24 protein-coding genes and 1 pseudogene are annotated in these 24169 nt (G+C 41.4%); 20 read left to right on the top strand and 5 right to left on the bottom strand.

The window, feature by feature from the left end; all coding sequences use genetic code 11:
* Positions 1 to 55 precede the first annotated feature (55 nt).
* The 4 genes from BUC05_RS18025 (at position 56) to BUC05_RS18040 (ending at position 3404) form a co-directional block, all read left to right on the top strand.
* Positions 56 to 1267 carry a YbfB/YjiJ family MFS transporter gene (locus BUC05_RS18025; protein WP_244153324.1) on the top strand — a complete coding sequence of 404 codons (1212 nt, stop codon included), beginning with the start codon at positions 56 to 58 and terminating at the stop codon, positions 1265 to 1267.
* A complete protein-coding gene (locus BUC05_RS18030) occupies positions 1239 to 1448 on the top strand; it encodes a 2-hydroxymuconate tautomerase family protein (protein ID WP_035205228.1) in 210 nt (69 codons plus the stop codon). The genes BUC05_RS18025 and BUC05_RS18030 overlap by 29 nt, the downstream gene beginning before the upstream one ends.
* 206 nt (positions 1449 to 1654) lie before the next feature.
* Positions 1655 to 2830, top strand: coding sequence for a chromate efflux transporter (gene chrA, locus BUC05_RS18035; protein WP_073305646.1), 1176 nt, complete (start codon positions 1655 to 1657; stop codon positions 2828 to 2830).
* A 292-nt stretch (positions 2831 to 3122) separates the two neighbouring features.
* Positions 3123 to 3404, top strand: coding sequence for a thiamine-binding protein (locus BUC05_RS18040; protein WP_011245445.1), 282 nt, complete (start codon positions 3123 to 3125; stop codon positions 3402 to 3404).
* A 161-nt stretch (positions 3405 to 3565) separates the two neighbouring features.
* Here BUC05_RS18040 and BUC05_RS18045 read toward each other — a convergent pair whose 3' ends face one another.
* Positions 3566 to 5203, bottom strand: coding sequence for an AMP-binding protein (locus BUC05_RS18045; protein WP_437183784.1), 1638 nt, complete (start codon positions 5201 to 5203; stop codon positions 3566 to 3568).
* Positions 5204 to 5600: 397 nt separating this feature from the next.
* Between BUC05_RS18045 and BUC05_RS18050 the strand changes: the two genes are divergently transcribed.
* Positions 5601 to 6971 (top strand): DUF6612 family protein, encoded by a 1371-nt coding sequence (locus BUC05_RS18050; protein ID WP_011245447.1) that lies wholly within the window; start codon positions 5601 to 5603, stop codon positions 6969 to 6971.
* A gap of 87 nt (positions 6972 to 7058) precedes the next feature.
* On the opposite strand, the gene BUC05_RS18055 is transcribed toward BUC05_RS18050, so the two are convergent.
* Complete coding sequence (locus tag BUC05_RS18055) at positions 7059 to 7823, bottom strand: hypothetical protein (RefSeq protein WP_011245448.1); 765 nt, start codon at positions 7821 to 7823, stop codon at positions 7059 to 7061.
* Between the two features lie 506 nt (positions 7824 to 8329).
* Between BUC05_RS18055 and BUC05_RS18060 the strand changes: the two genes are divergently transcribed.
* Positions 8330 to 9502, top strand: a complete 1173-nt coding sequence (locus BUC05_RS18060) for a hypothetical protein (protein ID WP_142237585.1) — start codon at positions 8330 to 8332, stop codon at positions 9500 to 9502.
* A gap of 43 nt (positions 9503 to 9545) precedes the next feature.
* On the opposite strand, the gene BUC05_RS18065 is transcribed toward BUC05_RS18060, so the two are convergent.
* Positions 9546 to 10451, bottom strand: coding sequence for a tetratricopeptide repeat protein (locus tag BUC05_RS18065; protein ID WP_073305647.1), 906 nt, complete (start codon positions 10449 to 10451; stop codon positions 9546 to 9548).
* A 245-nt stretch (positions 10452 to 10696) separates the two neighbouring features.
* On the opposite strand from BUC05_RS18065, the gene BUC05_RS18070 reads away from it, so the two are divergent.
* The 8 genes from BUC05_RS18070 to BUC05_RS18105 all read left to right on the top strand — a co-directional run bounded on the left by BUC05_RS18070 (position 10697) and on the right by BUC05_RS18105 (position 16833).
* Entirely contained in the window at positions 10697 to 11353 is a 657-nt protein-coding gene (locus BUC05_RS18070) for an MOSC domain-containing protein (RefSeq protein ID WP_011245451.1), read from the top strand.
* Between the two features lie 75 nt (positions 11354 to 11428).
* On the top strand, positions 11429 to 11860 hold the full coding sequence (locus tag BUC05_RS18075; protein ID WP_011245452.1) for a DUF4871 domain-containing protein: 432 nt from the start codon (positions 11429 to 11431) through the stop codon (positions 11858 to 11860).
* A gap of 552 nt (positions 11861 to 12412) precedes the next feature.
* Complete coding sequence (locus BUC05_RS18080) at positions 12413 to 12574, top strand: YezD family protein (protein WP_073305650.1); 162 nt, start codon at positions 12413 to 12415, stop codon at positions 12572 to 12574.
* 94 nt (positions 12575 to 12668) lie between these two features.
* A complete protein-coding gene (gene ssuE / locus BUC05_RS18085; RefSeq protein WP_011245454.1) occupies positions 12669 to 13214 on the top strand; it encodes an NADPH-dependent FMN reductase in 546 nt (181 codons plus the stop codon).
* On the top strand, positions 13204 to 14187 hold the full coding sequence (locus tag BUC05_RS18090) for a sulfonate ABC transporter substrate-binding protein (protein ID WP_035205218.1): 984 nt from the start codon (positions 13204 to 13206) through the stop codon (positions 14185 to 14187). Before ssuE ends, BUC05_RS18090 begins: the two co-directional genes overlap by 11 nt.
* Positions 14187 to 15296, top strand: coding sequence for an FMNH2-dependent alkanesulfonate monooxygenase (gene ssuD, locus BUC05_RS18095; RefSeq protein ID WP_035205211.1), 1110 nt, complete (start codon positions 14187 to 14189; stop codon positions 15294 to 15296). Before BUC05_RS18090 ends, ssuD begins: the two co-directional genes overlap by 1 nt.
* Before the next feature lie 13 nt (positions 15297 to 15309).
* Positions 15310 to 16077 carry an ABC transporter permease subunit gene (locus BUC05_RS18100; RefSeq protein WP_011245457.1) on the top strand — a complete coding sequence of 256 codons (768 nt, stop codon included), beginning with the start codon at positions 15310 to 15312 and terminating at the stop codon, positions 16075 to 16077.
* 12 nt (positions 16078 to 16089) lie between these two features.
* Complete coding sequence (locus BUC05_RS18105; protein WP_011245458.1) at positions 16090 to 16833, top strand: ABC transporter ATP-binding protein; 744 nt, start codon at positions 16090 to 16092, stop codon at positions 16831 to 16833.
* A 232-nt stretch (positions 16834 to 17065) separates the two neighbouring features.
* On the opposite strand, the gene BUC05_RS18110 is transcribed toward BUC05_RS18105, so the two are convergent.
* Both BUC05_RS18110 and BUC05_RS18115 read right to left on the bottom strand, forming a co-directional pair.
* Positions 17066 to 17614: a PadR family transcriptional regulator gene (locus BUC05_RS18110; protein ID WP_035205200.1), complete on the bottom strand. Its 549-nt coding sequence runs from the start codon at positions 17612 to 17614 to the stop codon at positions 17066 to 17068.
* A gap of 4 nt (positions 17615 to 17618) precedes the next feature.
* A complete protein-coding gene (locus BUC05_RS18115; protein WP_035205198.1) occupies positions 17619 to 18470 on the bottom strand; it encodes a sialate O-acetylesterase in 852 nt (283 codons plus the stop codon).
* A gap of 117 nt (positions 18471 to 18587) precedes the next feature.
* On the opposite strand from BUC05_RS18115, the pseudogene BUC05_RS22160 reads away from it, so the two are divergent.
* The 6 genes and pseudogenes from BUC05_RS22160 to BUC05_RS18145 all read left to right on the top strand — a co-directional run.
* A pseudogene (locus BUC05_RS22160) lies at positions 18588 to 18725 on the top strand (IS3-like element IS655 family transposase); the annotation flags it as partial.
* A gap of 287 nt (positions 18726 to 19012) precedes the next feature.
* Positions 19013 to 19696 carry a GntR family transcriptional regulator gene (locus BUC05_RS18125; protein ID WP_082369109.1) on the top strand — a complete coding sequence of 228 codons (684 nt, stop codon included), beginning with the start codon at positions 19013 to 19015 and terminating at the stop codon, positions 19694 to 19696.
* Between the two features lie 154 nt (positions 19697 to 19850).
* A complete protein-coding gene (locus BUC05_RS18130; protein ID WP_011245462.1) occupies positions 19851 to 21005 on the top strand; it encodes a Gfo/Idh/MocA family protein in 1155 nt (384 codons plus the stop codon).
* A gap of 58 nt (positions 21006 to 21063) precedes the next feature.
* Positions 21064 to 22161, top strand: coding sequence for a Gfo/Idh/MocA family protein (locus BUC05_RS18135; protein ID WP_035205192.1), 1098 nt, complete (start codon positions 21064 to 21066; stop codon positions 22159 to 22161).
* 455 nt (positions 22162 to 22616) lie between these two features.
* Complete coding sequence (locus BUC05_RS18140) at positions 22617 to 23627, top strand: TRAP transporter substrate-binding protein (RefSeq protein ID WP_073305651.1); 1011 nt, start codon at positions 22617 to 22619, stop codon at positions 23625 to 23627.
* 22 nt (positions 23628 to 23649) lie between these two features.
* A complete protein-coding gene (locus BUC05_RS18145; protein WP_035205191.1) occupies positions 23650 to 24144 on the top strand; it encodes a TRAP transporter small permease in 495 nt (164 codons plus the stop codon).
* The last annotated feature ends 25 nt before the right edge of the window (positions 24145 to 24169 follow it).

A 24169-nucleotide genomic window follows, 5' to 3' on the forward strand; every position in this document is an offset into this window, starting at 1 on the left:
GCACTCCAATATGATCTGTGTAGAGTATATGACGGACATAACGAGGGGCCAACAAATGGAGAATACATTTGCAAATCAACATAATCGGTTATTGCTTTCAGGCTTTTTAAGTTTAGCAGTGGTTATGGGGATAGGAAGGTTTTCGTATACACCGATCTTTCCCTATATGGAATTGGACCAATTGCTGACTCCTTTTTCTGCAGGGCTGTTAGCAACATTTAATTACATAGGCTATTTTTTAGGGGCATTAGGGGCTAGATATGTACCACGAAGCGACAAGTGGCTATACATTGGGCTAGGTGTCAATATTGGAACGACATTATTAATGGGCTTACTGGATAATTATATGATCTGGTCTATATGGCGGTTGCTTTCAGGCATGACGAGTGGCATGGTATTTGTCATTGTCTCTAACTTGATTTTATCTCGATTAAACCAAACCGGCAAAATGTATTATTCTGGCTTCCTATATGGAGGGGTAGGGTTTGGGATATGCGTTTCAGGAGCAGCGATCCCAACCATCCAATCCAATTATGGCTGGGAAGGCACATGGATCAGTTTAGGACTTCTCAGTGGCGTCTTTATGGTTGCGATCATGCTGGGGATGTGGAAGCAAGGGACAAGCCCGGGACCAGCTTCTCTAAGTGGCCAAATACGAAAAAATAGGCATCCGGAAGTCGTGCAAAATCCAAAAAAAGCAAAGTATGCTTTATATATTTCGTACACAGGTGAAGGGTTTGGCTATATTATCTTTGGTACGTTTATAACGGCTATGTTGGTCAAAAATCCATCTTTTGCGTTTGAATCCTCTTATGTGTGGGCGATCGTAGGCGTTGGCGCCATTCCATCCTGCCTTTTCTGGTCTTGGCTTGGAACAAGGCTGTCTCCGGTTCGTGCGCTTAAATGGGCGTATATGATGCAAATCATTAGTATTTTAATACCAGTGTTTACAGACCACTTGCTGCTGACATTGCTTTCGGCGTTAGGATTCGGTGCTACGTTTATGGGGATTACGACGCTTACCCTCACTCTTGCGAAATCATTAGAGGCGGCAGGGCCCAATTTAGTAAGTGGGTTAACGGCAGCCTACGCGATTGGTCAATTATTAGGACCGGTTGTCGCTGGAACAATTATTTCCGTAAATGACTTTACCATTCCATTTATGATTTCAGCAGTTGTGCTTGTAGCTGCTTTGATCACCATAAATTCCATAAAGGAACGGAAAGGAGATGCGTCAAATGCCGTACGTAAACATCAAAGTTACTAAAGAAAATGGAGGTCTGACAAAAGAGGAAAAGCTGACTTTAATTAAAGGTGTAACCAATTTATTGGCCGAAACATTAAACAAAAATCCGGCTTCAACCGTAGTGGTCATTGATGAAATTGACATGGATAATTATGGACTTGGAGCTGAGCAAATCTCTGATCGAAGAAAAGCAGGAAAATAAAAGAGAGCATGGGATTTCTAATTAGCCATCTCCCTAAAAGGAAGCAGAACGACGGCCTTTAGGGAGATTTTTTGTTTTTTGTTTGGAGAGAGTTTATAGGGGAATAGTCAAAAATGTTCAATTGTCAAATGTAAAGGCTTTAAGGGCGCTTTTTTGCTATACTCATACTGGCATGTTGATTAAATGATTCTATTAAGGGGGCTGGCATGAAAAATAGACGACGATCGTTACTTGAAGTACTACTTATTTCCACAAAGCTGGGCCTCACTTCTTTTGGCGGTCCCATTGCCCACTTAGGCTATTTTCACGAAGAATATGTAAGAAGACGAAAATGGCTTGATGAAGAACGGTATGCGGATCTCGTTGCATTATGCCAGTTTCTTCCTGGACCGGCAAGCAGTCAAGTAGGGATAGGGATTGGCATTATCCGCGCAGGTGCATTAGGAGGAATGGTTTCATTTATTGGTTTTACTCTTCCTTCAGTCCTTGCCTTAATTGGATTTGCGTTGTTCGTCGGCAAGTTTGGCGTTGGCGAAATGGGCCTTATTCACGGGCTGAAAATCGTTGCTGTAGCGGTGGTGGCACATGCGATTCTCGGCATGGCGAAAAACTTGACTCCTGACTTGCGCCGCAAAACGATTTGTTTGTTTGCTTTGCTTGCCGTTTTGCTTGTGCCCTATGCATTTGTGCAAGTGGCCGTTATTTTGCTGGCAGGTTTGCTCGGCTATTTTATATTTGCAAAAGAGGGTAACACGAACCACGATCGTTCCGTTGCCTTTCCGTTATCGAAAACAATTGGAGTCGTGTCCCTTTCCTTGTTTTTCATTTTGCTTGTTGGTTTGCCCATGTTGGCAACGGCAATGCCCTCTCAATGGCTAGCCATGGTTGATTCGTTTTACCGGGCAGGTTCTTTCGTGTTTGGCGGTGGCCATGTCGTCTTGCCACTATTGGAGGGGGAGTTTGTTCCAACTGGTTACATAGGCGAGGAAGCGTTTTTGGCTGGCTATGGGGCTGCCCAAGCTGTGCCAGGACCGTTGTTTACATTTGCCGCTTACTTGGGGGCAGTCATGGACGGATGGGCAGGAGGATTGTTGGCGACAGCAGCGATTTTCTTGCCTGCGTTTTTGCTTATATATGGCACACTGCCTTTTTGGAGCGCATTACGGGAAAACGCGAAAATGAAGGCGGCGTTAATGGGAGCGAATGCTGGGGTTGTCGGTCTATTAATTGCAGCATTTTATACACCGATTTGGACAAGTACGATCAAACATCCCACTGACTTTGCCTTAGCCGCTGTGTTGTTTTCTATGCTCGCTTATTGGAAATGGCCGCCATGGGTCGTTGTTGTTGTCGGGGCAGGATGTGGCTTGCTGTTTTTCTGAGCAGTTTGCTATTAATTGAATTGCTCGTTTTTGTTAAATCGCCCATGTTCATTCATTTTAGGCGTCAACTCCTGTTTACAGCAAGGTGAAGCGCCAGGAACAAGATGGCTTTAAGGATTGGAAAAAACGGTGACGAGCAGGCAGTAGAAAAGGCCCTTGGTTATGAGACGAATGTTCGGCCACAAGTGGGGCATGCTACAAACATGAATCTGAAAATCATCGCAAATGTTTAAATCGGTCGATATCAGGAAATGGTGTAGTACGGCATAAAAAATCGAGGAGGTTTTTCTACATGGCCACGATGCTAGCGGGCATTCAGCTTATACCAAATGGCAAAGAAGACCACACAGGAGGCATTGCCAATAAAGTGATTGACGTCATTGAACAGTCTGGTTTGCGGCACCGGGTTGGCCCGCTTGAAACGGTAGTTGAAGGAGACTTCGATTCCTTAATGGCATTGTTGCGCGATGTTCACCAACAAGCCGTCCAAGCAGGAGCTGAAGAAGTTCTAACCAACGTCAAAATGCATTACCGTACAAGCGGCGTCTCACTCGAAGATAAACAATCAACCTAATTGGGTTGATCGATTTGGCAGTCGAGGGAAGACGAAATATAACGGGATGAGAATCCAGGCGACGTTTACGAGCGTTTATCTACAGACTGAAAGCTTCCGACAAATGGCGGAAGCTTTCACCTTGACAGGTCTATAAACCTAGGTATGACATCGCAAACTGCTCAAGCATTTTCTTCTTGTTTTTCTTTTTGTTCACGTAGCTTAAATTTCTGTACTTTCCCTGAAGCCGTCATTGGAAAATGGTCAACAAATTCAACGACTTGTGGAATTTTAAAATGGGCAATTTGCCCTTTACAATAGTCTTGGACTTCGGCTGCTGTCAGAGAGTGGTCTGCCTTGAGGCGAATCCAAGCAGACACGATTTCCCCGTATTTAGGATCAGGCAAGCCTACGACTTGAACATCTAAAATGGATGGATGTGTATATAAAAATTCCTCTATTTCACGTGGATAAATGTTTTCCCCACCACGGATAATCATGTCTTTTAAGCGGCCCGTAATTTTGCAATAGCCATCTTCATCCATAATCGCAAGGTCGCCTGTATGAAGCCAGCCATCCCCAGTTAACACTTTGGCTGTTTCTTCAGGCTGTTTGTAATAGCCTTTCATGACATGATAACCCCTGGTTAGCAGTTCCCCTTGAACGCCTGCAGCTACTTCTTCCTGTGTATCAGGGTCGACAATCTTCACCTCAACATTTGGCAAAGCTCGCCCAACCGTGTCTGTCCGCCGTTCTAGCGAATCATCGACGCGTGTTTGCGTTATGACAGGAGAAGATTCCGTTTGGCCATAGGCAATGGTAATCTCGGTGATGCCCATTTTCTCAATCACATCTTTCATCACTTCAACAGGGCAGTTTGAACCTGCCATTATGCCAGTACGCAATGAAGAAAGGTCATACGTATCGAATGTCGGCAAGTTCAGCTCGGCAATAAACATTGTTGGTACGCCATGAAGCGCTGTGCACTTTTCAGCTTGGACTGTATGCAAAACTTTCTCTGGATGGAATTCTTCTACAGGCACCATTGTCGCTGCAACGCTAACGCAGGCCAGTGTCCCAAGGACGCAGCCAAAACAGTGGAAAAATGGTACAGGTATACAGAGGCGGTCTTGCTGAGAAAGTTCCATGCAAGCAGCGATATTGCTTGCGTTATGGATTAAATTGCGATGTGTCAGCATGACGCCTTTAGGAAAGCCTGTTGTGCCAGAAGTGTACTGCATATTAATGGCATCATCGACATCCAGCTCACTCATTAAGCGGTCAAGGGCGGCATCGGTTACTTGGTCGCCCATTTTGACAATATCGTCATAAAGCCACATGCCAGGCTTGCGTTCTTTTCCTAAGTAAACAATATGCTTAAGATATGGAAATTCAGCTGATTCTAGTTTTCCAGGTTCGGCCGTCTGTAGTTCAGGAATTAGCCGGTAAAGCATTTCTAAATAGGAAGTCCCTTTATATCCTTCCATGACGAGCAATGTGGTCGTATCCGATTGTTTTAACAAGTAAGCAAGCTCAGATTGCTGATAATTCGTATTGACGGTAACAAGGACAGCCCCCATCTTCCCTGTAGCAAACTGAGTGGTCACCCATTCTGGACAATTTGTCGCCCAAACGGCCATATGCTCCCCACGTTGGATGCCTAATTGCATAAACCCTTTTGCTAACTGTCTACACGAGTGATTAAAGTCTTTGTAGGAAAGGCGTAAATGACGGTCAGGATAAACTAGCGCTTCGGTCGAAGGGGACTCCTCAGCCATTCTTTCTAATAAACTTCCGATTGTCTCTTCTCTCATTAACATGTTGTCCCTCCTTGTCAAAATCGAGCAATTGATTGTCTGGTAAAGTTCGCTAATAGGAAGGCAAATCCTTCCCGGGCCTCATAAAGGGTGAAACCTATTAGGACGTTGGAAAGTATATCATAACAGATGATTTAGGAGCTACGTTGAAAAAACACCTAAAAGAAAGAAAGGCCCCTTCAGAGCACGTTCCTTTATAAAATATGTAGTTGCGAAAAAAACAATGATTCGTTACGATTAAAGAGGCACAATATGGGTTGTGGCAAATCAAAAAGCAGTGTAGCGGCATTTTTTTGCAACGGGAGGTTTGAAAAGGAAACAAAAGGAATAGCAGGGTCAGACCACTAGGTGAAATTTAGTGAAAATAAGGACTATTGTCATGGTAAAAAGGAGAGAGGATATGAAAAAGCAGTTAGCTGTATTGATCGGAGTTAGTATGTTAGCAGCATGTAATCAAGGCGCCGGAGGAGAAGAGGAAAAGGCAAAAGAGGAGGAACTTACAGCCTCATCGGTTCTAACAGCAGCTGAAAAGGCCCATCAAGACCTGCAATCGGTTGAAGTGTCCTTTTCACAAATGGATGATTATGGCTGGGAAGAAGAGGGTGTTGCTTCCTATGATTTTGCTGAAAACGTTACTCATATCGAAACAAAGTCGCCTAAATTGACGCTGTTTAAAGACAGCGAAGAGTTTTTGTTTATTAGCGATATTTCTACTTATACGCGGGACGAAAAAGCGAAATACGAAAGCCTTTTAGACAGAATGACAAGCCAACATAAAAATCCGCTTGCTCACTTCAAGGAGTATGATGAAAACCTTTTCGACAAATTTGAACTCGAAGAAAAGGATGGTTCTTATTTGTTAACGTATAACGGTAGTGAGGACGACCAGCTATTGTTGATTGAAAGTTTGGCGCAATCATATGTAGACTACAATGCAAGAATGTGGGAAGAGGACCCAGAAGACATTGAATTTGATGAAGTCACTGCTGATTCATTTGAGTTGTCTTTTGATATTGATAAAGATACAAACCGTATTATGAGCTACAAAATAAAGGCTGATTATGCAATTGACATCGACGGCTACGAACGTGAATTTGAAGCAGATGACAGTTATATCTTTTCTGCGTTCGACGAAGTAGCAGCAATTGAAAAGCCAGACAAAGATTTAACAGCTGTTGGGAACTTGTCTTACGAGCAGCAAGAACAGTATGAACAAGAGGCATCCGATTATGTCGATGCTGTGATTCAAGCAACTGTTTTCCAAAATGAAGAAGAGTATGCCGCCCGTGCTCCTGGAGATCAATCAGAGGATGAGAAAAAGGAAGAAGGGGCAAAGCAAAAGGATGAATTTGGCGACTTATTCAAAATGTTTTTTGGGTTAGGTTTGGAAGAGTTGAACGTTAATGAAGACGTCATCGAGGAAGCGTCTGCAGCTTACTTGAAGTTGCTACAAGGCTCCAATTACTTAATGCTAGAATCAAATGCCCAAAGCGAGGACACGTTTGAAGTCGTAGTAAGCGTAGAAGGCATTATGCTTGATAACATTCAGCGCGAAATTGACTTGTTGTTGCAAAATGAATTGAGTAGCGGCAGCATTAGTGAAGAATCATCAGAAGAAGAGCTCGTTCAGGCGATGGTAAGCGTGCTTGAAAAAGTGGCTGCTGAAGACCACTTGGCAGAAGCGCGCGAAGTAAGTGTGGAAGTAAACCGCGCTGGCGGTAGCTATATGATCTTAGATCAAGACCAATACTTAGATGCGTTTATCCAATAAATCGTATAGCGAATAAAGTGGTCTCATATAAGCAAAAACCAAGTTGAGTCGTATACCCAACTTGGTTTTTGCTGTCTGTTCAAGGCGTTACCGTTTTCGTTTGAGCAAGCGCGCGATCTCTAAAATTTCCTGCTCGGAAAATTCAGGGTCCTTTTCGTCTGTATCGATTTCTTCTAAAGAAAGGGTCAGCTTAAATTTGCTATCCAAACTTGCGAGAAGGGCGTCGAGGCTTTGGATCCGCCGCCTCGCCTCACTGGCAAAGTACTCGCCTTCGATGTGATAATGGAGGCCACTTTTTTTGGATGGGATCGCTTCTAACTGGGTTTGTTGGCTGTCTAGCTTATGTTCTGAATGAATGATTTCCCCTGCCTCTTCAATGGTAGCTGAAACTTGTTTCTCGGTGGCGGAAGGGCGCAAAGCCGGTGATTGTCTCACACGGTGCATGTAGTTATACCAATAGCTTGGGCTTTTTCCGAAATGCTTTGCTAAATCAGCAGGTTTGATTTTCTTTTCAATCCAGGCAGTAATTAATTCCTTGCGGTCTGTAATATTAATTTTTTCCCATTCTGTGAAGTCTTTCATTCTCTTGTAATTATGTTTGTACTCTTCCAAGTGGTCTTTTGGCAAAAAGGGCAGTTGCCTAATTTTGCTTGAATGATTTTCGCCAGTAGGGGGTTTTCTGTCTAATTTCGGCAAGCCAAGAATGTTGAGGACATTTGCTAAGTTTGCTGTATTCCAACCTTCGACTGTAATGATGCGCGTGTTTCCGTACTGCTTACGCTCTTCTTCCAACAAGCGGCGTTGGTCTGCTGTTTTCATGCTCATGAATTCATCATAAGTAGGAAATGGCATGGCAAAGTAGTCTCCTTTATAATAGCGATTTTCAAGGCTTGTCCATCCTTCCAAATGCTTTAAAGAATAAGTAGACCATAAACAAACAATTAATCGATGTGGAATATTTAGAAGAAAACGTTTTCACAAAGTCTTTTTACATATATATCATACTTCTCATTAATTGACAATAACGAATGCCGATTCAATCTTTGCTTTGGAATTTGCGCTTTGATGTCCATTCATAAGAGGATGATTTTTTTTCGATTAGCCATAGATAGGTTCAAGTGGTGCAATCATTGGTGCTATACTGAGTAGAATGATAACAGAGGGAGGTGCGGGCCATTTTTTATTTATATTTTCTAATCGTCCTTCTCTATATAACTGACCAGATATACCACACTCCAGTGGTTCAAACAGTGAGTGGTATTCTCGCATTTATTGTGATAGTCGTTAATATTCGAAGAGCTCGTCAGCTATACTTATGGGCTGGCCTTTCTTTCTTTTTGTTAGGGTTTCTTTTTTATTTGATTTATGTTCCAAAAGACGTTGGTTTTTTTAACTTGTTTGGCTCAATGACCGGGTTGTTGGCACTTTTGTTCGTTTTACCGTTTATGAGTACCATTATAGCAGCAGGCAAGTACGACCGCGCACTTGGGCAAATGATTAGCAAGCCTCCTACATTAAACATGGTTCGGCTATATCGACGCACATCGGTGATGTCGTATATGCTAACGCTGTTTTTAAATGTGGCCACTGTCCCCGTTGTTGTGGCGACGGTCAAGAGCAAACTTAGCCAACTCAGCTCTGCGGTCATCCAACGCTTTTTTGCCCACAGTATATTGCGGGCATATGCCCTTGTTTTGTTATGGAGCCCTACGGAAATTCTCGTCGCTTCCACGATTGATTTGACAGGTACAAGTTATGTAGCGTTGTTGCCGACACTACTTGTGACAAGCGTCCTGTTTCTCTCAATTGATTGGTTGTTGCACAACCGCCAATTAAAAGGGGGAGAGCTTATCGTACAGCAGGAACCAATCGGGAACCCTAAATTATTGCGGCGGAAATTAATGCAGCTCGCAATCGCGATTATGAGTTTTATCGTTTTGCTTCTTGCTGTAAATGCGTGTATCCCGCAATCATTTTTATTTTCCGTAACCGTGCTCATTATTCCTTTCACGTTTTTATGGGCACTGGTGATTAAAAGGCCAAGGCGCTTTAAAAAACTTGCTTTTCTCTATTTAAAAGGCAATACGACACAGCTGCACAGCTTGTTTTTCTTGTTCTTGGCGGCAGGCTTTTTTGTTGAAGTGTTCCCTTACACGGTTTGGTTTGAGCATATGAATGCCTTGTTTGCTTTTACTTATCAAGAAGGATCGTTGTTTTTGTTTTATTTGCTCGTTGGATTATGCATTTTTGGCTTTGCCCTTGTCGGCTTTCATCCGCTTATTTCAATTGCGATTCTATCACCGTTTTTACAAGAACAAGTTGCAGCCTATCCTTACGGCATCAGCCTATTGCTCATTGGCGTTGGACTTGGCACAGTCATGATAGGCCCATTTAATGTTACGCCAACAATCTTGGCAATGCAGCTAAATGCCAATCCGTATAGCATTATTCGCAAGAACTTTGCATTTGCTTTTAGCTATTTGTTGTTTATCGTTGTGATCGCCTATGCATGTAGCCTGATGATTGCATGAATACATGGTAGTGCTTCTTGCGTACATATACGTTTAGGCAATGTTAACAGTGAAAAGGCAGTTCCTTCCCTTCTTGAAGAAGTGCTAACTGTTTTTGCACCATTTCAGCCTTGCTTTTCAGGCCAACGGTTTGAAAGAGTGAAAAGGACAGGTGCAACTCTAATTGCGCTTTTTCTTGTTGGCCAAGGCGATGAAACGATTGGCCGCGCATGTAATGGAAGTCTCCTTTTATAGGCAAATAGTCGTCCTCACTTGTGAGCTTCAATCCTTTTTCTGCATATTCAATCGCTTGATGAAAATCGTTGCTTTCAAACAACAACTGCACCAAATGGTCGTATATGCGTAAATAGAAGGTGAGGTTTGTACGGACAGTTTTTGGACAAGTTGCTTTTTTTAAGGCTTGCTTGAAAAGGCCAATTGCTCGGCCATTGTTGCCTTCTTCGGAATGAAGAAGCGCTAAACTGATTAGAATCCCTAGCTCTTGGGCGCTAGGCGTTGATTTAGTCGCATATCCTGTAGCGTTTAACGCGCTGTTGAGCATATGCATCGCTTTGTGTTGATTATGGTCTACATAGTAAACAAGGATAGCTTGATGCCAGAGTAGAAACTGCCGTAGTTTAGGTGACTGAAAAGCCGGGTTATTTAAGTGCTCTACGATAAGAGCTTTCACTGCTGCAAAGTCATCACGACGGATCGCATGCCTAATCTCTTCCAGAATGAAGGAAACCCAATCATCGACTGGTTTTTCCGTTTCTAACGGCAATTCATCTAGCTTTAAGCTTAGTACATCGGCCAAGATAGGGTAGGTAGACAACGAATGTTTACTGCCCTCTCTTTCAATTGGACGTAATGACTCGCGGCAATTGCCTTCTTCACTCTTGGCTTGGTTGATAGAAACCGAGCTTTCTTCTCCTCCATTGCGTTTTGTTATAAAGGCGTCTTCTGACATTCGTGCACCTCCTTCGTAAGAATAAAGGAATAGACCTTTTATACTAGTTTATAACCTTATTTTTCATATATTTCAATAGCAATCTGACGATAATGTTGAAAAAATGGGCAAGACTAAAACCGCAGAAGGAAAATATACTTTACCCTCTATACAAACAAGGAGAGAAAACATGTATAAAACGAGAAATCATGCGATAATGGAGCAAACGAAAAAACGACATTTCGTCTTGAAAAGGAGTGTAATGGATGACAAGTTCGATAAAAATAAAGAGGCTGTCGATTGGAAAGCCAAACACGCTCGAGTATGGTGACGGCAAACAGATGATTAGCGGCATCCAGAAACAGCAAACAGAAGCGGTGTTTTTGTCTAAACATGGCTTTGACAGCGATGATGTTGCCGATAAGAAAAACCACGGCGGCCCAGATCGAGCTGTCTGCCTATATCCATACGAACATTATGCAAAATGGGAGAAAGAATTTGGAAAGCCTCTCCCACCAGCAGCTTTTGGTGAAAACGTGACGGTGACGAATATGCTAGAAAAAGATGTTCACATAGGAGATATTTTTCAATTAGGAGAGGCGATCATTCAAATTACACAAGCACGCAACCCATGCAGTACAATCGACAAACATACAGGGTTTCACTCGCTATTAAAACGAATTGTCGAAACAGGATATACTGGTTATTTAGCGCGTGTGCTCCATGAAGGGATTGTACGAGCAGATGGGGAAGTAGCCCTTCTTGACCCACACCCTGACAAAGTGTCGGTGTTATATGTCTGTGACACGTATTTCCGCAAGCCAACAGACAAGCAGGCGATGGAACGAATTTTAGCAGTCGATGCCCTAGCAGATGAGTGGAAAGGGAAAATGCGAAAAAGGTTGGAAAAGTTGGAAGCGTGACGAAATAGCCCTGAAGGATAATCAAAATATAAGTGCACTTTCTCTTTATAATTATGGATTAGAGGGGGTAGTGGCGTGAAATGGTTTTGTTTTCTTTCTATTTTCGTAATTTCTAATGCACTGGCTGGATGCTCAAATTTTGACAGTAATGAGCAAATTGAGGTGAGTCCTTCGTTTGATAATGAGTTTGGTGAAATGTTTGGGGTTAAGGAAAAAATCGGTATCATTGGCGGCCAGGTTACTGCAGGTGAAGATCAAAAATGGATGTGGCACTTTTGGGGGGAAGAGGTTCAATACAAAGAATTTAGTGCCGTTGCTATAAACATAGGAACCAATGAAGAAATTGATCCTATTAAAATAGATTATGAAATGCTAATTCCTACAGAAGATGGCTTAATTAGTCATTCCCCCTCACAAGTAATGTTTCCGTCGGAGGGTATTTGGAAAGTCAAAGCTTATGTAGATGATGAGTTTTTTGAAGAGTTTGTTGTTGAAGTGTTTCCATAAGCCACGGCATATTAGTCTAAAAAGATAATAAGCTGCCTCTAAGTTCTAGTGAGACATTTCCGCCTTTTCCAATAACGAAAATGTCGCAAACACAAATGTTTGCTTAACTACAAATTAGGCCATGGCCGAAAGCCGTTTTGTTTTTCTACAAGGCGGTTTTTTTACTGGCCAATTTTATTTCTTGTGCTTTATTATGGGTGTCATTAACAATTGATCCTGTTCTTTTTCCTAATAAATGCTAAAGCACATTAACCGGTACATAATTAAAACCTTCTTGACATATAAGATAAATCAGAATAATATAAGGGGAAATAAAAACAGCTGATCGGAAAACCGAAAGCGCAATTTACTCGTAAGATTAGGTTGCGCTTTTTTCTGTCAATATGCATTATAGGAAGGGTTGATCCTATGTGTCCTTGAGGAAAACCGATAATCCATTTGATGTACAAAGGAAACATGGCGTCAAAAAATGATTAAATTTTTGCATTAAAACCAACTTAACACATTGGAATTGTCGAAGTGATGATAAGTTGAGGGAAGGAGAGGGTGAATATGGGCGCAATTGAAGAGGAAAAGATACAAGCAATTGTTCAGTTTATTGAGGAAATTGATTTTGGTTCCTTGCACATTACGATCCATAATGGCCAGATCACGCAAATTGAGAGGACGGAGAAAAAACGATTTGAAAATGTAAAAAAGCAAAAAGTAAAATAGGCTGATCAGACGACTGAAAGCCCGTTATTCTTAGGAATAACGGGCTTTTCTGTGATTGCAGGAAAGAGCCAAAGTGACAGAAAGGAGATTCATTATGACTACCGTTTTATTTTTATCAGGAAGCCCCTCTTTTTCTTCAAAGACGGATAAACTTTTGCGACAGATCGAGGAAGCGTTCCAAAATAAAGGCGCGAACACGTTTTTTTATTCGGTCACGGATGTGCCGCCAGCCGATTTGGTGTTTGCCCATTTTAACTCACAAGCAGTTGCTTCTATTATTAAAAAAGTAGAGGTAGCTGACGTCATTGTAATTGGCAGCCCGATTTATAAGGCTTCTGTCACTGGCGTGCTTAAATCTTTGATTGATTTATTTCCTGAACGTTCATTTGCAGGAAAAACAATCTTGCCAATTGCTACAGGGGGAACGCTGGCCCATTATCTCGCTTTGGACTATTCGTTTACACCTGTTTTACAAACATTGGGTGCTACAACGATTTTAAAATCGATTTTTATCCTTGATACCCATTTGAAACGAACAGAAATAGGAGTAGAGATTGTTAGTAAAGAAGGGAAAGAGCGAATTGACAAAGCGATTGAACACCTGTTAAACAAAGTGTGGGCGTCAAGCTATGAATCTTAAATGGCAGGAATTAAGCATTATCTTAAGCGTATTTTTGCTACTCACTGCTTGCACAGGAGGAGCGCAAACGGCGAGTACAGGAAAGGACCGAAAGGAGAACGGGGCAGACACAATCCATATTGGCTATCAAAAATTTGGAACGTTAAATATTCTGAAAGCAGAAAATACGCTGGAAGGTGCATTGGAGGCTATTGGCGTTAATGTTGAATGGACAGAATTTCCGGCTGGGCCGCAACTGTTAGAAGCAGTAAATGGAGGCAGCATTGATTTTGGCCATACTGGCGAAGCGCCACCAATTTTTTCTCAAGCGGCAGGCGCTCCAATCGTTTATGTAGGGAATGGTCCACCTCGGCCTAAAAGTGAGGCTATTGTTGTGCAGGAGAATTCGCCAATTGAACATGTTCACGAATTGAAAGGAAAGAAAGTTGTTTTAAACAGAGGCTCAAACGTTCATTATTTGCTTGTAAAAGCACTGGAAGAAGCGGGACTATCCATTAATGAAGACATTGAAACAATATACCTCCCCCCTGCAGAAGCGAGAACCGCATTTGAGCGAGGAGACGTGGATGCTTGGGTCATTTGGGACCCGTTTTTACAGGCGGCAGAAGATGATATAGGCGCCCGTATTATTAGGGATGCAGAAGGGCTGGCTGCAAATCGAGAATTTTTGTTGGCAGACCGTGCCTTTGCGGAAGAAAATCCGGAGATTATTGACATTGTTTTAGAGGAATTGGAAAAAGTTGAGCAAAACATTAAAACAAATATCGAAGAGACTGCCCAATTTTTGTCGCCGCAAGTCGGGATCGATGAAGAAACATTAAAGAAAGTGCTCACACGGTACGAATTTGGAATGGATCCGATAGACGAAGAAGTGTTAGAAGCTCAGCAGAGCATCGCCAATACATTTTATAACCTTGGGCTAATTCCGGAAGAAGTTTCGATTAAAGAAGCGACCTTAGAGGAGGGCGAATAATGAGTTTTTTTTGGTTTATACCAACACACGGGGACGGCAGATATTTAGGGTCAACCGTTGGTGGGAGGCCTGTTACGTTTGACTATGCCCGGCAAGTAGCACAAGCTGCCGATCAATTAGGGTACAAAGGCGTATTGCTTCCTACAGGACAGTCGTGTGAAGACGCATGGGTAACAGCCTCTTCCCTCATTTCCGCAACAGAACAATTAAAGTTTCTTGTTGCTTTACGGCCAGGTGTTATCAGTCCAACTGCAGCAGCGCGAATGGCGGTTACATTTGATCGTTTATCCCATGGAAGGCTGCTATTAAACGTGGTGACTGGAGGAGATCCACTCGAATTAGGCGGAGATGGCATTCATTTAAACCATGAAGAGCGCTATCAATTAACTGATGAGTTCTTGGAAGCGTGGCGGTCTATTGTGACTGGAAATCCCACTACATTTGCAGGGAAGCATGTCAATATTAAAGAGGCGAAAACGAATTTCCCGCCTGTTCAAACACCATACCCACCCCTTTATTTAGGTGGCTCCTCCATCGGAGCAATGGAAGTAACGGCCAAGCACATTGACGTTTATTTAACGTGGGGGGAGACACCTGCACAAGTCAAAGAAAAAATCGCTAAAGTAAGGCAATACGCAAGGAAAACGGGAAGATCAATCAAATTTGGCATCCGCCTCCATGTCATTGTCAGAGAGACAGAAGGAGAGGCATGGCAAGAAGCTGACCGGCTAATCCAACATTTATCGCAGAAAGATATTGATGAGGCACAGAAAGTATTTGCGCGCTTTGATTCACAAGGCCAAAGACGAATGGCTGCGCTCCATAAAGGCAGCAGAGAATCATTAGAAATCAGTCCGAATTTATGGGCTGGCGTCGGATTAGTCAGGGGTGGCGCTGGGACGGCTCTTGTAGGAGGCCCAGAAAGTGTGGCTGCCCGCATTCAAGAATACAAAGACTTAGGAATCGAAACATTTATTATGTCAGGCTACCCCCATTTGGAAGAAGCCTATCGGTTTGCGGAGCTGGTTTTCCCTTACTTCCAGGAGGAGAAAGAAGCCGTGCCGGAAAAGCAGTGGACCAGTCCTTTTGGCGGCATCGCAGCGAGATAGAAAGGGTGATGACATGAGTAAACGAATGGTCATTCAAGTCATTCCATGGGTGATCCCGCTTTTGCTGCTCCTCATTTGGCAATTGGCCTCCCAATTTGAGATTTTGCCAACACGTATACTGCCAGCGCCTTCGGAAATTGCCGCGGCAGCCTATACCCTTGTTCACTCCGGTGAAATATGGCCGCACTTATGGGCAAGTACAAACAGAGCAGTAATCGGCTTGTTCATTGGTGGAGGCATTGGTTTTATGTTTGGTTTGATCAATGGGGTATCGAAAATTTCAGCTATGTTTTTCGATTCTTCCATTCAAATGTTGCGGAATATCCCCCACTTGGCTTTGATTCCATTAATCATTTTATGGTTTGGAATCGGAGAGGAAGGGAAAATTTTCTTAATTGCCCTTGGGGTCATGTTCCCTATCTATTTAAACACGTTTCACGGCATTCGTTCTGTCGACAAAGACTATATAGAGATGGGCAACAACTATGGGCTATCGAATATGGCGGCCTTTTGGCACATTATTCTCCCTGGAGCCCTTCCTTCTATTTTAGTAGGCCTGCGTTATGCGCTTGGTATCATGTGGGTGACGTTGATCGTCGCCGAAACCATTGCCGCTAAAGACGGGATTGGCTTTTTGGCGATGGATGCAAGAGAATTTATGCAAATGGATGTTGTCGTGCTATCGATCATTTTATATGCCTTATTAGGCAAACTTTCCGACATGATGGCCAAAGCGCTAGAATTTCGCTTTTTAAAATGGCATCTCAGCTATCAGAAGTAAAAGGAGGATCCGATGAGCGCACAGATGGCTCTCTCTTTATCAGGCGTCCATAAATCGTTTGGCACAACGAGTGTATTGAAAAACGTAGAATTTTCATTAACAAAAGGTGAATGTATTGCCATTGTCGGCAAAAGCGGCTGTGGAAAAAGTACTTTATTGCGCTTGTTAGCCCGCTTGGAGCAGCCCACCGCTGGAGAAGTATACATCCCGAACGGAGACATTGTCCGGATGATGTTTCAAGAAGGGCGCCTGCTCCCTTGGAAGACGGTCTTGCAAAATGTCATGTTAGGTTTAAAGCACGACCGGAAACGAAAGGCGCTGGAAGCGATCAAAAGCGTTCAGCTCGAAGGCAAAGAAAATGAGTGGCCACGGGCATTATCAGGTGGACAGAAACAACGCGTCGCTTTGGCCCGTACCCTTGTCCACTCTCCTCATGTCTTGCTTTTAGATGAACCGTTAGGAGCACTTGACGCACTAACAAGACGTGAAATGCAGCAATTAATAGAAAAAATATGGCTACAGCGTGGCTTTAGTGTTGTCCTTGTTACACACGATATTGATGAGGCAGTCACATTAGCGGATAGGGTCTATGTGATTGAAAACGGGAGCATCGCTAACACATATGATATTAATCTTCCACGCCCAAGAAAACGATCCTCTTACGAATTTGTCGAAACAGCAGAAGAAATTTTAAACCGGGTGCTAGGTGTAAATGCAACGAACGGCCATCTTGTTTCGTTATCAAATATCAAGTAAAGTGGTTTTCTTGATTAGACACTAGAGTAGCGCCTCTCCTGTGTGATGGGGCTAAATTCTATAGGAATTGAAAAAGGAAACACACTCGTAGCCATGAAGTAGTCCCCATTTAGTTTCCTGGGTAAGCCCATTTAACTGTTTGGGGAGTACTTCTTTCTTTTTTAGAGCAGCGTCGTATAACATTGATAATTCACCACATCAGCGTAGGTATAGAAAAAATTGGTTCAAAGGTCTAATGTGATAACCTGTTCTCCGTGATTTCTGTATCGATTTCCTTTAAAATTTCATGAAACCAGTCCACGTTCACTTTATGGTGTGAAAGGGAATTTTCTAACATGCGGCGGAAATTTTTCATAAGATCTGTCCGATTTTTCAAAGTGTCTTCTAAGAGAGCAATTTTTTTCTCTGTTTGTTTAATTTGAACAAGGACGAGTTCTTTCATTTTTTCTTTGTCGTATGCCCCTTCGAAAAGCATTGCGCTATAAAAAGATAGATTTATATAATCTGTTTTTGACCCGTACGTTGTCATTAAACGATTAAACTCCTCCACTCCTAAATCAGTAAGAATGTATTTGTTTTTTTCTCTTGATTCAGCTTCTCTTTCTTCAACAATGCGTTGAATCATTCGTTTTTCCTCTAACTGTTGAATATTGTAATAAAAGGATCCTTTGGTGTAATTGACAACAAATTTGTAATGTCTCTCATTCATAATGGCTAGAAGCTCATACCCGTAGGAACCTGGTTTTTCTTTTAACAAACCTAAAATTAAAAGTGGGATCAATCGATCACTCCTCGCTTTGATGGATTTTGGAAACATGAGAAGAAAATTCTTTAAAACTTAATTGTCCTAAAGCAAACTTCGTACTTTGAACAAATATAGCTTCATTTTTAGTGAGTTCACGCTTTGCTTCCTTAGCAATCCATTCATCCTCGATGCCCAAAGGATCTAAAACGTGTTTTTGTTTTGAAAAAGCTTCATAATACCGTAATCCAAATTTCCTTTGGGAAATCGCATCAATGTGAATGCCGTCTGGATTTGCTGTTAAGCCTTTCGATGTTACAAAGTAGCAGTTTTCTTCATTATAAGCAATTTTATACAAAATCTGGTTTATTTGCTTAAACTCTACAGCATTTTCTCCAAATCCGCTCTCTCCAAGGTAGTGCCCTAATTCACCGATAATAATTGGGGTATCTGGTACATTCAATTCTTCTCTCAAATGTGTAAATAATGAGAGCAACTTATTCTCATATGTCTTAAAACGTTCTCCGAAACTGTCACTTTCTCCTTGGTGCCATAAAATTGCTATTAATTCACTTGTTTCCGTAGCGAACGTGGCTTCAGAGATCGCATGTCTTGTTAATGGACTGTCCATTGCCCACTCATCAATAGAGCTGCCACCTTCCGCACATGGTATTAACCCAATGGATTCCCCTGGATGATCCGTTGTCCAAGCCTGAGCAAAAGAAGCAGCCGGCCCAATACCAGATACATGACGATCAAAATTGAGCGGTTCAGCCATCATTTGCCATCTGCCATTCCGCAACATATGAATATGCTCATTATAAATAGGCGGTACATCTTTAACAAATCCTCTTCCAGCCATATTTGATTGTCCGATTAATAATATCGATTTCATCGTAAAACCTTCTTTTCTAATTGTGATAGTCTAATTAGACTTTAGGCATTGAGTGTGAGGTCTAATTAGATTTTTGTCAAGACAAATTGTTCGATTTGGCTGATCTCCATTGTTGCTTTGTTTCATACCGATTGTGGTAGAGCGTTTATCAACCACAAGATAGACGAGATACTAGCGACCTTTGGGATCGCCCATTCGCTCAGCAACATAGACACCCCGTATGACAACGCCGTCGCAGAAGCCACCTTTAAATCGAGAATGTAACACGAACTAAAACTTGCTTTTTTTACTGATTCAACCATATACGCATCGACCGTTCACTCAACTATCTATCACCCGTTGACTACAAAGCCTTACACCTTTAGAAATTTGTCCAATTTATGTTGACATTCCAATCTTTCATTTTTGGTCATTCAGTTGATTCTATTAAACGCTTCTTGAAATCCATCTCATACATGCTCGATAGGCCACTTGACAAAAATAACAGAACAATCTTACAATGCTTGTATATCTACCATACTAGTATAAGTAGAAAACGGGAGGTGATTCAGATTAGCATCGATGTTGAAATAAAAGGATCGACACGTGATTTTGTCTACAATCACATTAAAGAACAAATTATAAACTGGGATTTAAAACCAGGTACAAAAATTTCTGAAAAGGAAGTTGCCCAAAACCTTAATGTGAGTCGGACACCTGTCAGAGAAGCTTTTTTACAACTAGCGCAAGAAGAGCTTTTAATCATTATTCCTCAAAAAGGGACTATTGTTTCCAAGGTAGATTTAAGCTTAGTTGAAGAAGGCCGATTTGTAAGGGAGCATATTGAGAAGGCGATTGTCCGAGAGGTTTGTACAAAAATTAGTGATGATCAGTTATTTCAATTAGAAACGAACCTTTTGATGCAAGAGCTTTGCTTAAAAAAAGGCTCGCACAATCAATTATTTCAATTAGATGAAGAATTTCATCAATTATTATTTGAAATATGCACTAAGATCAGAACCTGGAACAATATTAGAAAAATGAATAGTCATTTTGATCGATTAAGAATGCTGAGGCTGGCGAAAAACCATGATTTTGAAGTAATTGTAGGCCAGCATAAAGAAATTTTTGAATGTATTTCTGAAAAAAATCCTGATAAAGCAGAAGCGATTATGGAAAAGCATATGAAACTTGTGTTTGTAGAATCGAAAGAATTAAAGGCCAAAAACCCGGAATACTTTAATTAGTATTTTCTGGTTTCACTTTGTTTGAACAAGTGACAGAGGCCGACTTCTTGATGGTTTAGTCAAGATAAAAATGATAGCGCTTTCTATTTTCAGTAATGTAAGATCGTTTTTAATAATGATGTAAGTAGATAAAATAAGGAAAGGGTAGGTAGAGATGATGAACGTGGCCATTATAGGGACAGGAGCAATCTGTCCATCCCATATCAAAGGGTATTTAGAATTTCAAGATAGGTGCAAAATTACGGCTTTATGCGATATTTATCCTGAAAAAGCAGAGGCGCAAGCAAAAGAATTTGATTTAAACGTAGCTATTTATAGTGACTATAAAGAACTACTCAGGCAAGAGAATATTGATCTTGTATCTGTTTGCACCCCGCCTTATACGCATGCGGCTATTACAATAGAAGCTCTAAATCAAGGCAAGAATGTAATTGTAGAAAAACCAATGGCCTCATCTTTAAAAGAATGTGACGCAATGAATGAAGCTGCTAAAAGGTCTGGGAAAATCTTGTCAGTTGTTGCCCAAAATCGATTTACTTCACCAATGATGAAATTAAAACATGTATTAGATACGAAATTAATGGGTCCCATTGTACATACTCAAGTAGACTCTTTTTGGTGGAGAGGCCATTGTTATTACGATTTATGGTGGCGAGGAACTTGGGAAAAAGAAGGCGGCGGCTGTACATTAAACCATGCAGTTCACCATATTGATATTTTTCGCTGGATGAATGGAATGCCTTCAGAAATCACAGCAGTAATGAGTAATGTTGCTCATGATAATGCAGAAGTAGAAGATATATCTATCGCGATAGGGCGCTATGAAAATGGAAGTCTTGCACAAATTACAAGTTCAGTTGTTCATCATGGAGAAGAGCAACAGCTTATTTTCCAAGGGAAAAATGCCCGTGTCTCTGTACCGTGGAAATTGAAGGCATCTAAATCGCTTGATAATGGGTTCCCTGTAGAGGATAAAGAATTACAGGAAAAGCTGCAGAAAGAGTATGAGTCTATAAATGATTTAGAGTATGAAGGACATGCTGGGCAAATAGAAGATGTATTGCACGCGATTGAGGGGAAAAAAGAGGTACTAGTAGATGGAAATGAGGGAAGGGAGACACTCGAATTGATTACTGCCATTTTCGAATCTGCAAGTTTGGGAAAGACGGTAAAACTCCCTTTAGATGAAACGAGTCCATTTTATTCAAGAGAAGGAATTATTGAGAATGCGACATATTTTTATGAGAAAAAAACGAGTATCGAAAATTTCAAAGTAAACGAGATTACAACAGGTGGAAAATACGAGTAAGTTGCCAAAAAATTAAAGCGGTTACATTAGCGGGAATCACTTCATGGAGGGGTTAAAAATGAATAAAAACGATGGAATGAATTATGCTCCAAAAGGAAAACCCAATCGCGTAGTAGAAGAAGGAGAATTTTTCTTTGCCGCAATTGGTTTAGATCATGGGCATATTTATGCAATGTGCAACGGATTATTAGAAGCAGGGGGAGAGTTAGCAGCTGTTTATGATTCTGATCCAAAGAAGGTAAAAGCTTTTGTGGAGAAATTTCCTAATACCCGAATAGCCGATTCAGAAGAAGAAATATTAGGAGACCCTTCCATAAAACTTGTTGCGGGTGCTAGTATTCCATCTATGCGCTGTGACTTAGGACTTAGGGTTTTAGATCATGGAAAGCACTATTTTGTTGATAAACCTGCATTTACAACAAAAGAACAGTTGGAAAAGGCTAAAAAGAAGACGGAAGAGACTGGTTTACGATGGGGAATTTATTACAGTGAGCGACTTCATGTAGAAGGGGCTGTTTTTGCGGGGCAGTTAATAGAAGAGGGAGCGATTGGCAGGGTAGTACAGATGATTGGAACAGGGCCACACCGTGCAAGTCCGTCAGCTAGACCTGACTGGTTTTTCGATAGGGACTATGTTGGAGGCATTTTATGTGATATTGGGAGCCATCAAATTGAACAGTTTCTCCATTATGCTGGAGCCAAGGACGCAAAAGTACTCCATAGTAAAGTAGCAAATTACAACTTTAAAGAGCATCCTAAATTTGAAGATTTTGGCGATGCCACTCTCGTTGCTGATAACGGTGCTACTTTTTATTTTCGGGTCGATTGGTTGACTCCTGATGGTTTGGGCACTTGGGGCGATGGGCGCGTTATTATTTTAGGGACAGATGGGTATATTGAGGTGCGTAAATATATTGATATTGCCCGTAGTGGTAGTGGGGATCATGTCTATTTAGTAAATCATGAAGGAGAAAAGCATTACGAGTGCCAAGGGAACATAGGGTATCCATTTTTTGGGGCATTTATTTTAGATTGTTTGAACGGAACAGAAAATGCGATGACACAGGAACATGCATTTAAAGCCGCTGAATTATGTATTGAAGCGCAGAATATGGCGATACAAGTGGAGGCAGCAAATAGCGTTGTTGCAAAGTAAATACAAAAGTCGTTATCGATAATGAAAATCGAAAAGGAAAAGTTGCGGGAATAACAAGTATTAGTGGATGGCAATAGCGTTCTAAAACAAAGTGTGAAGATAGACAGAAATCATCTTGAGGGAATTGAAGAAGAGACCTTTAATCTTAATGTTGAAGATTTAAATAGCCAAAGCTCGCAGTACTATTTTTACGCCAACGTTAGCTGTGCATATGAATTAGTATTGTATACAAGTCAATGCATAGCTTTAGGCTTTTTTCTTAACAAAACGAAACAGTGTTTAGAAAAGATTGCACATTTTGAAAGATATAATAGGAATACGTATCTTGTTACTTGATAAAAACATGTCTGTACGTATTACTGTTCAGTATTATTTTTGGAGCGTTCATCACGCAATGAAGGGGTTTACGAGGTTGAGGCTATTGAACTCATACTGACAGCTAAGGAGGAACATCATTGAAAAAAATAATGGATAGTCTAATGATTGGTAGTCTACTAGTATTATTAGCTGCATGTGGGGAAACGGTAGTAACCTCAGGAGCAACGAATACAGAAGGTGGCAGCAAGACACTAAAATTAGCTCACGATTTAGGGGAGGATCATCCCGTCCATCTAGCGTTAACAAAGTTTGCTAAAACCGTTGAAGAAAGCTCAGAAGGCCAAATGAAAGTTGAAATTTTTTCTAACGGAGTATTGGGAAATGAACGTGAAATGCTGGAACAAATACAAGGCGGGGGAATAGATATTACGAAAGTAAGTGCGGCTTCACTTGAAAGTTTTGCTTCATCATATTCAATATTTAGCTTGCCGTATGTTTTTGATGATGAAGAACATTTTTTTCGGTCAATGGAATCTGATGCAGTAAGTGATTTATTTGCTTCTACAGAAGACGAGGGATTTCTAGGACTAACTTGGTATGATTCTGGTTCTCGTAATTTTTACACGGCAGATAAACCAATTATGCATCCAGATGATTTAAAGGGGTTAAAAATTCGTGTAATAGATAGTCGAACACAAATTGAAATGGTGAAAACATTAGGCGGTGCACCTACACCAATGCCATATGGTGAAATTTATACTGCTCTGCAATCTGGCGTAATCGATGGTGCTGAAAGTAACCCAACAGCACTAACAACTGGGAAACATGGTGAGGTAGCAAAGGCGTTCTCTTTTGATGAACATACTCGTATTCCAGATATTGTTGTTATTAGCAGTAGTGCGTGGAATAATCTGACAGAAACGCAACGAAACATATTAAAAGAGGCTGCGGAGGAATCGACTGAATATCAAAAAGAAATTTGGGCTGAAGCTTTAGAAGCAGCAAAGAAAGAAGCAGAGAACTTGGGAGTAGAATTTTACTATCCTGAAAAAGGTCCGTTCCGCGAAGCCGCAAGTCCAATATACAAGGAATATCGTAAAGATGAAAGGCTCGCAGCATTACTAGATGCTTTTAATGAAATGCGTTAAAAAGGAAGGAGTGGGGATTCCAATGCTTTTAACAGTCAAAAGTGTGAAGACTTTCTTAAACCGGTTGATTATGACCGTTGCCTCTATGCTAACTGTTGTATTAGTTTGTTGTGCATTATGGCAGATATTAAGCAGGTATGTGTTAAGTTCCCCTAGCATTATTACGGAAGAGTTATCCCGTTTTCTTCTTATATGGGCAGCAATGCTAGGAGCCGCCTATGCATTCGGTTCAAAAGAACAATTAGCAATCGTTTTTCTGAAATCAAAATTAAGCGGTTTAAAAAAGAAATTAGTTGAGATTTTTATTGACGTCACCATTATTATGTTTGCAGGATCGGTTTTAATTAAAGGCGGCTACAATCTTGCTTCTCAGACATTAAGCCAAACTTCCCCTATCCTTGGTATTCCAATGGGCTATGTTTATGCGATTCTTCCTGTAACAGGGGTATTAATAATCATCTATCAATTATTAAGCCTAGCGGAAAGGCGAGGGCAGAATGAATCTTCGGAACAGTAGATAAATCCTTCTGTTTCGTCTCGTA

It is taken from the genome of Shouchella rhizosphaerae, assembly GCF_900142675.1.
Taxonomy (GTDB): domain Bacteria; phylum Bacillota; class Bacilli; order Bacillales; family Bacillaceae_D; genus Shouchella; species Shouchella rhizosphaerae.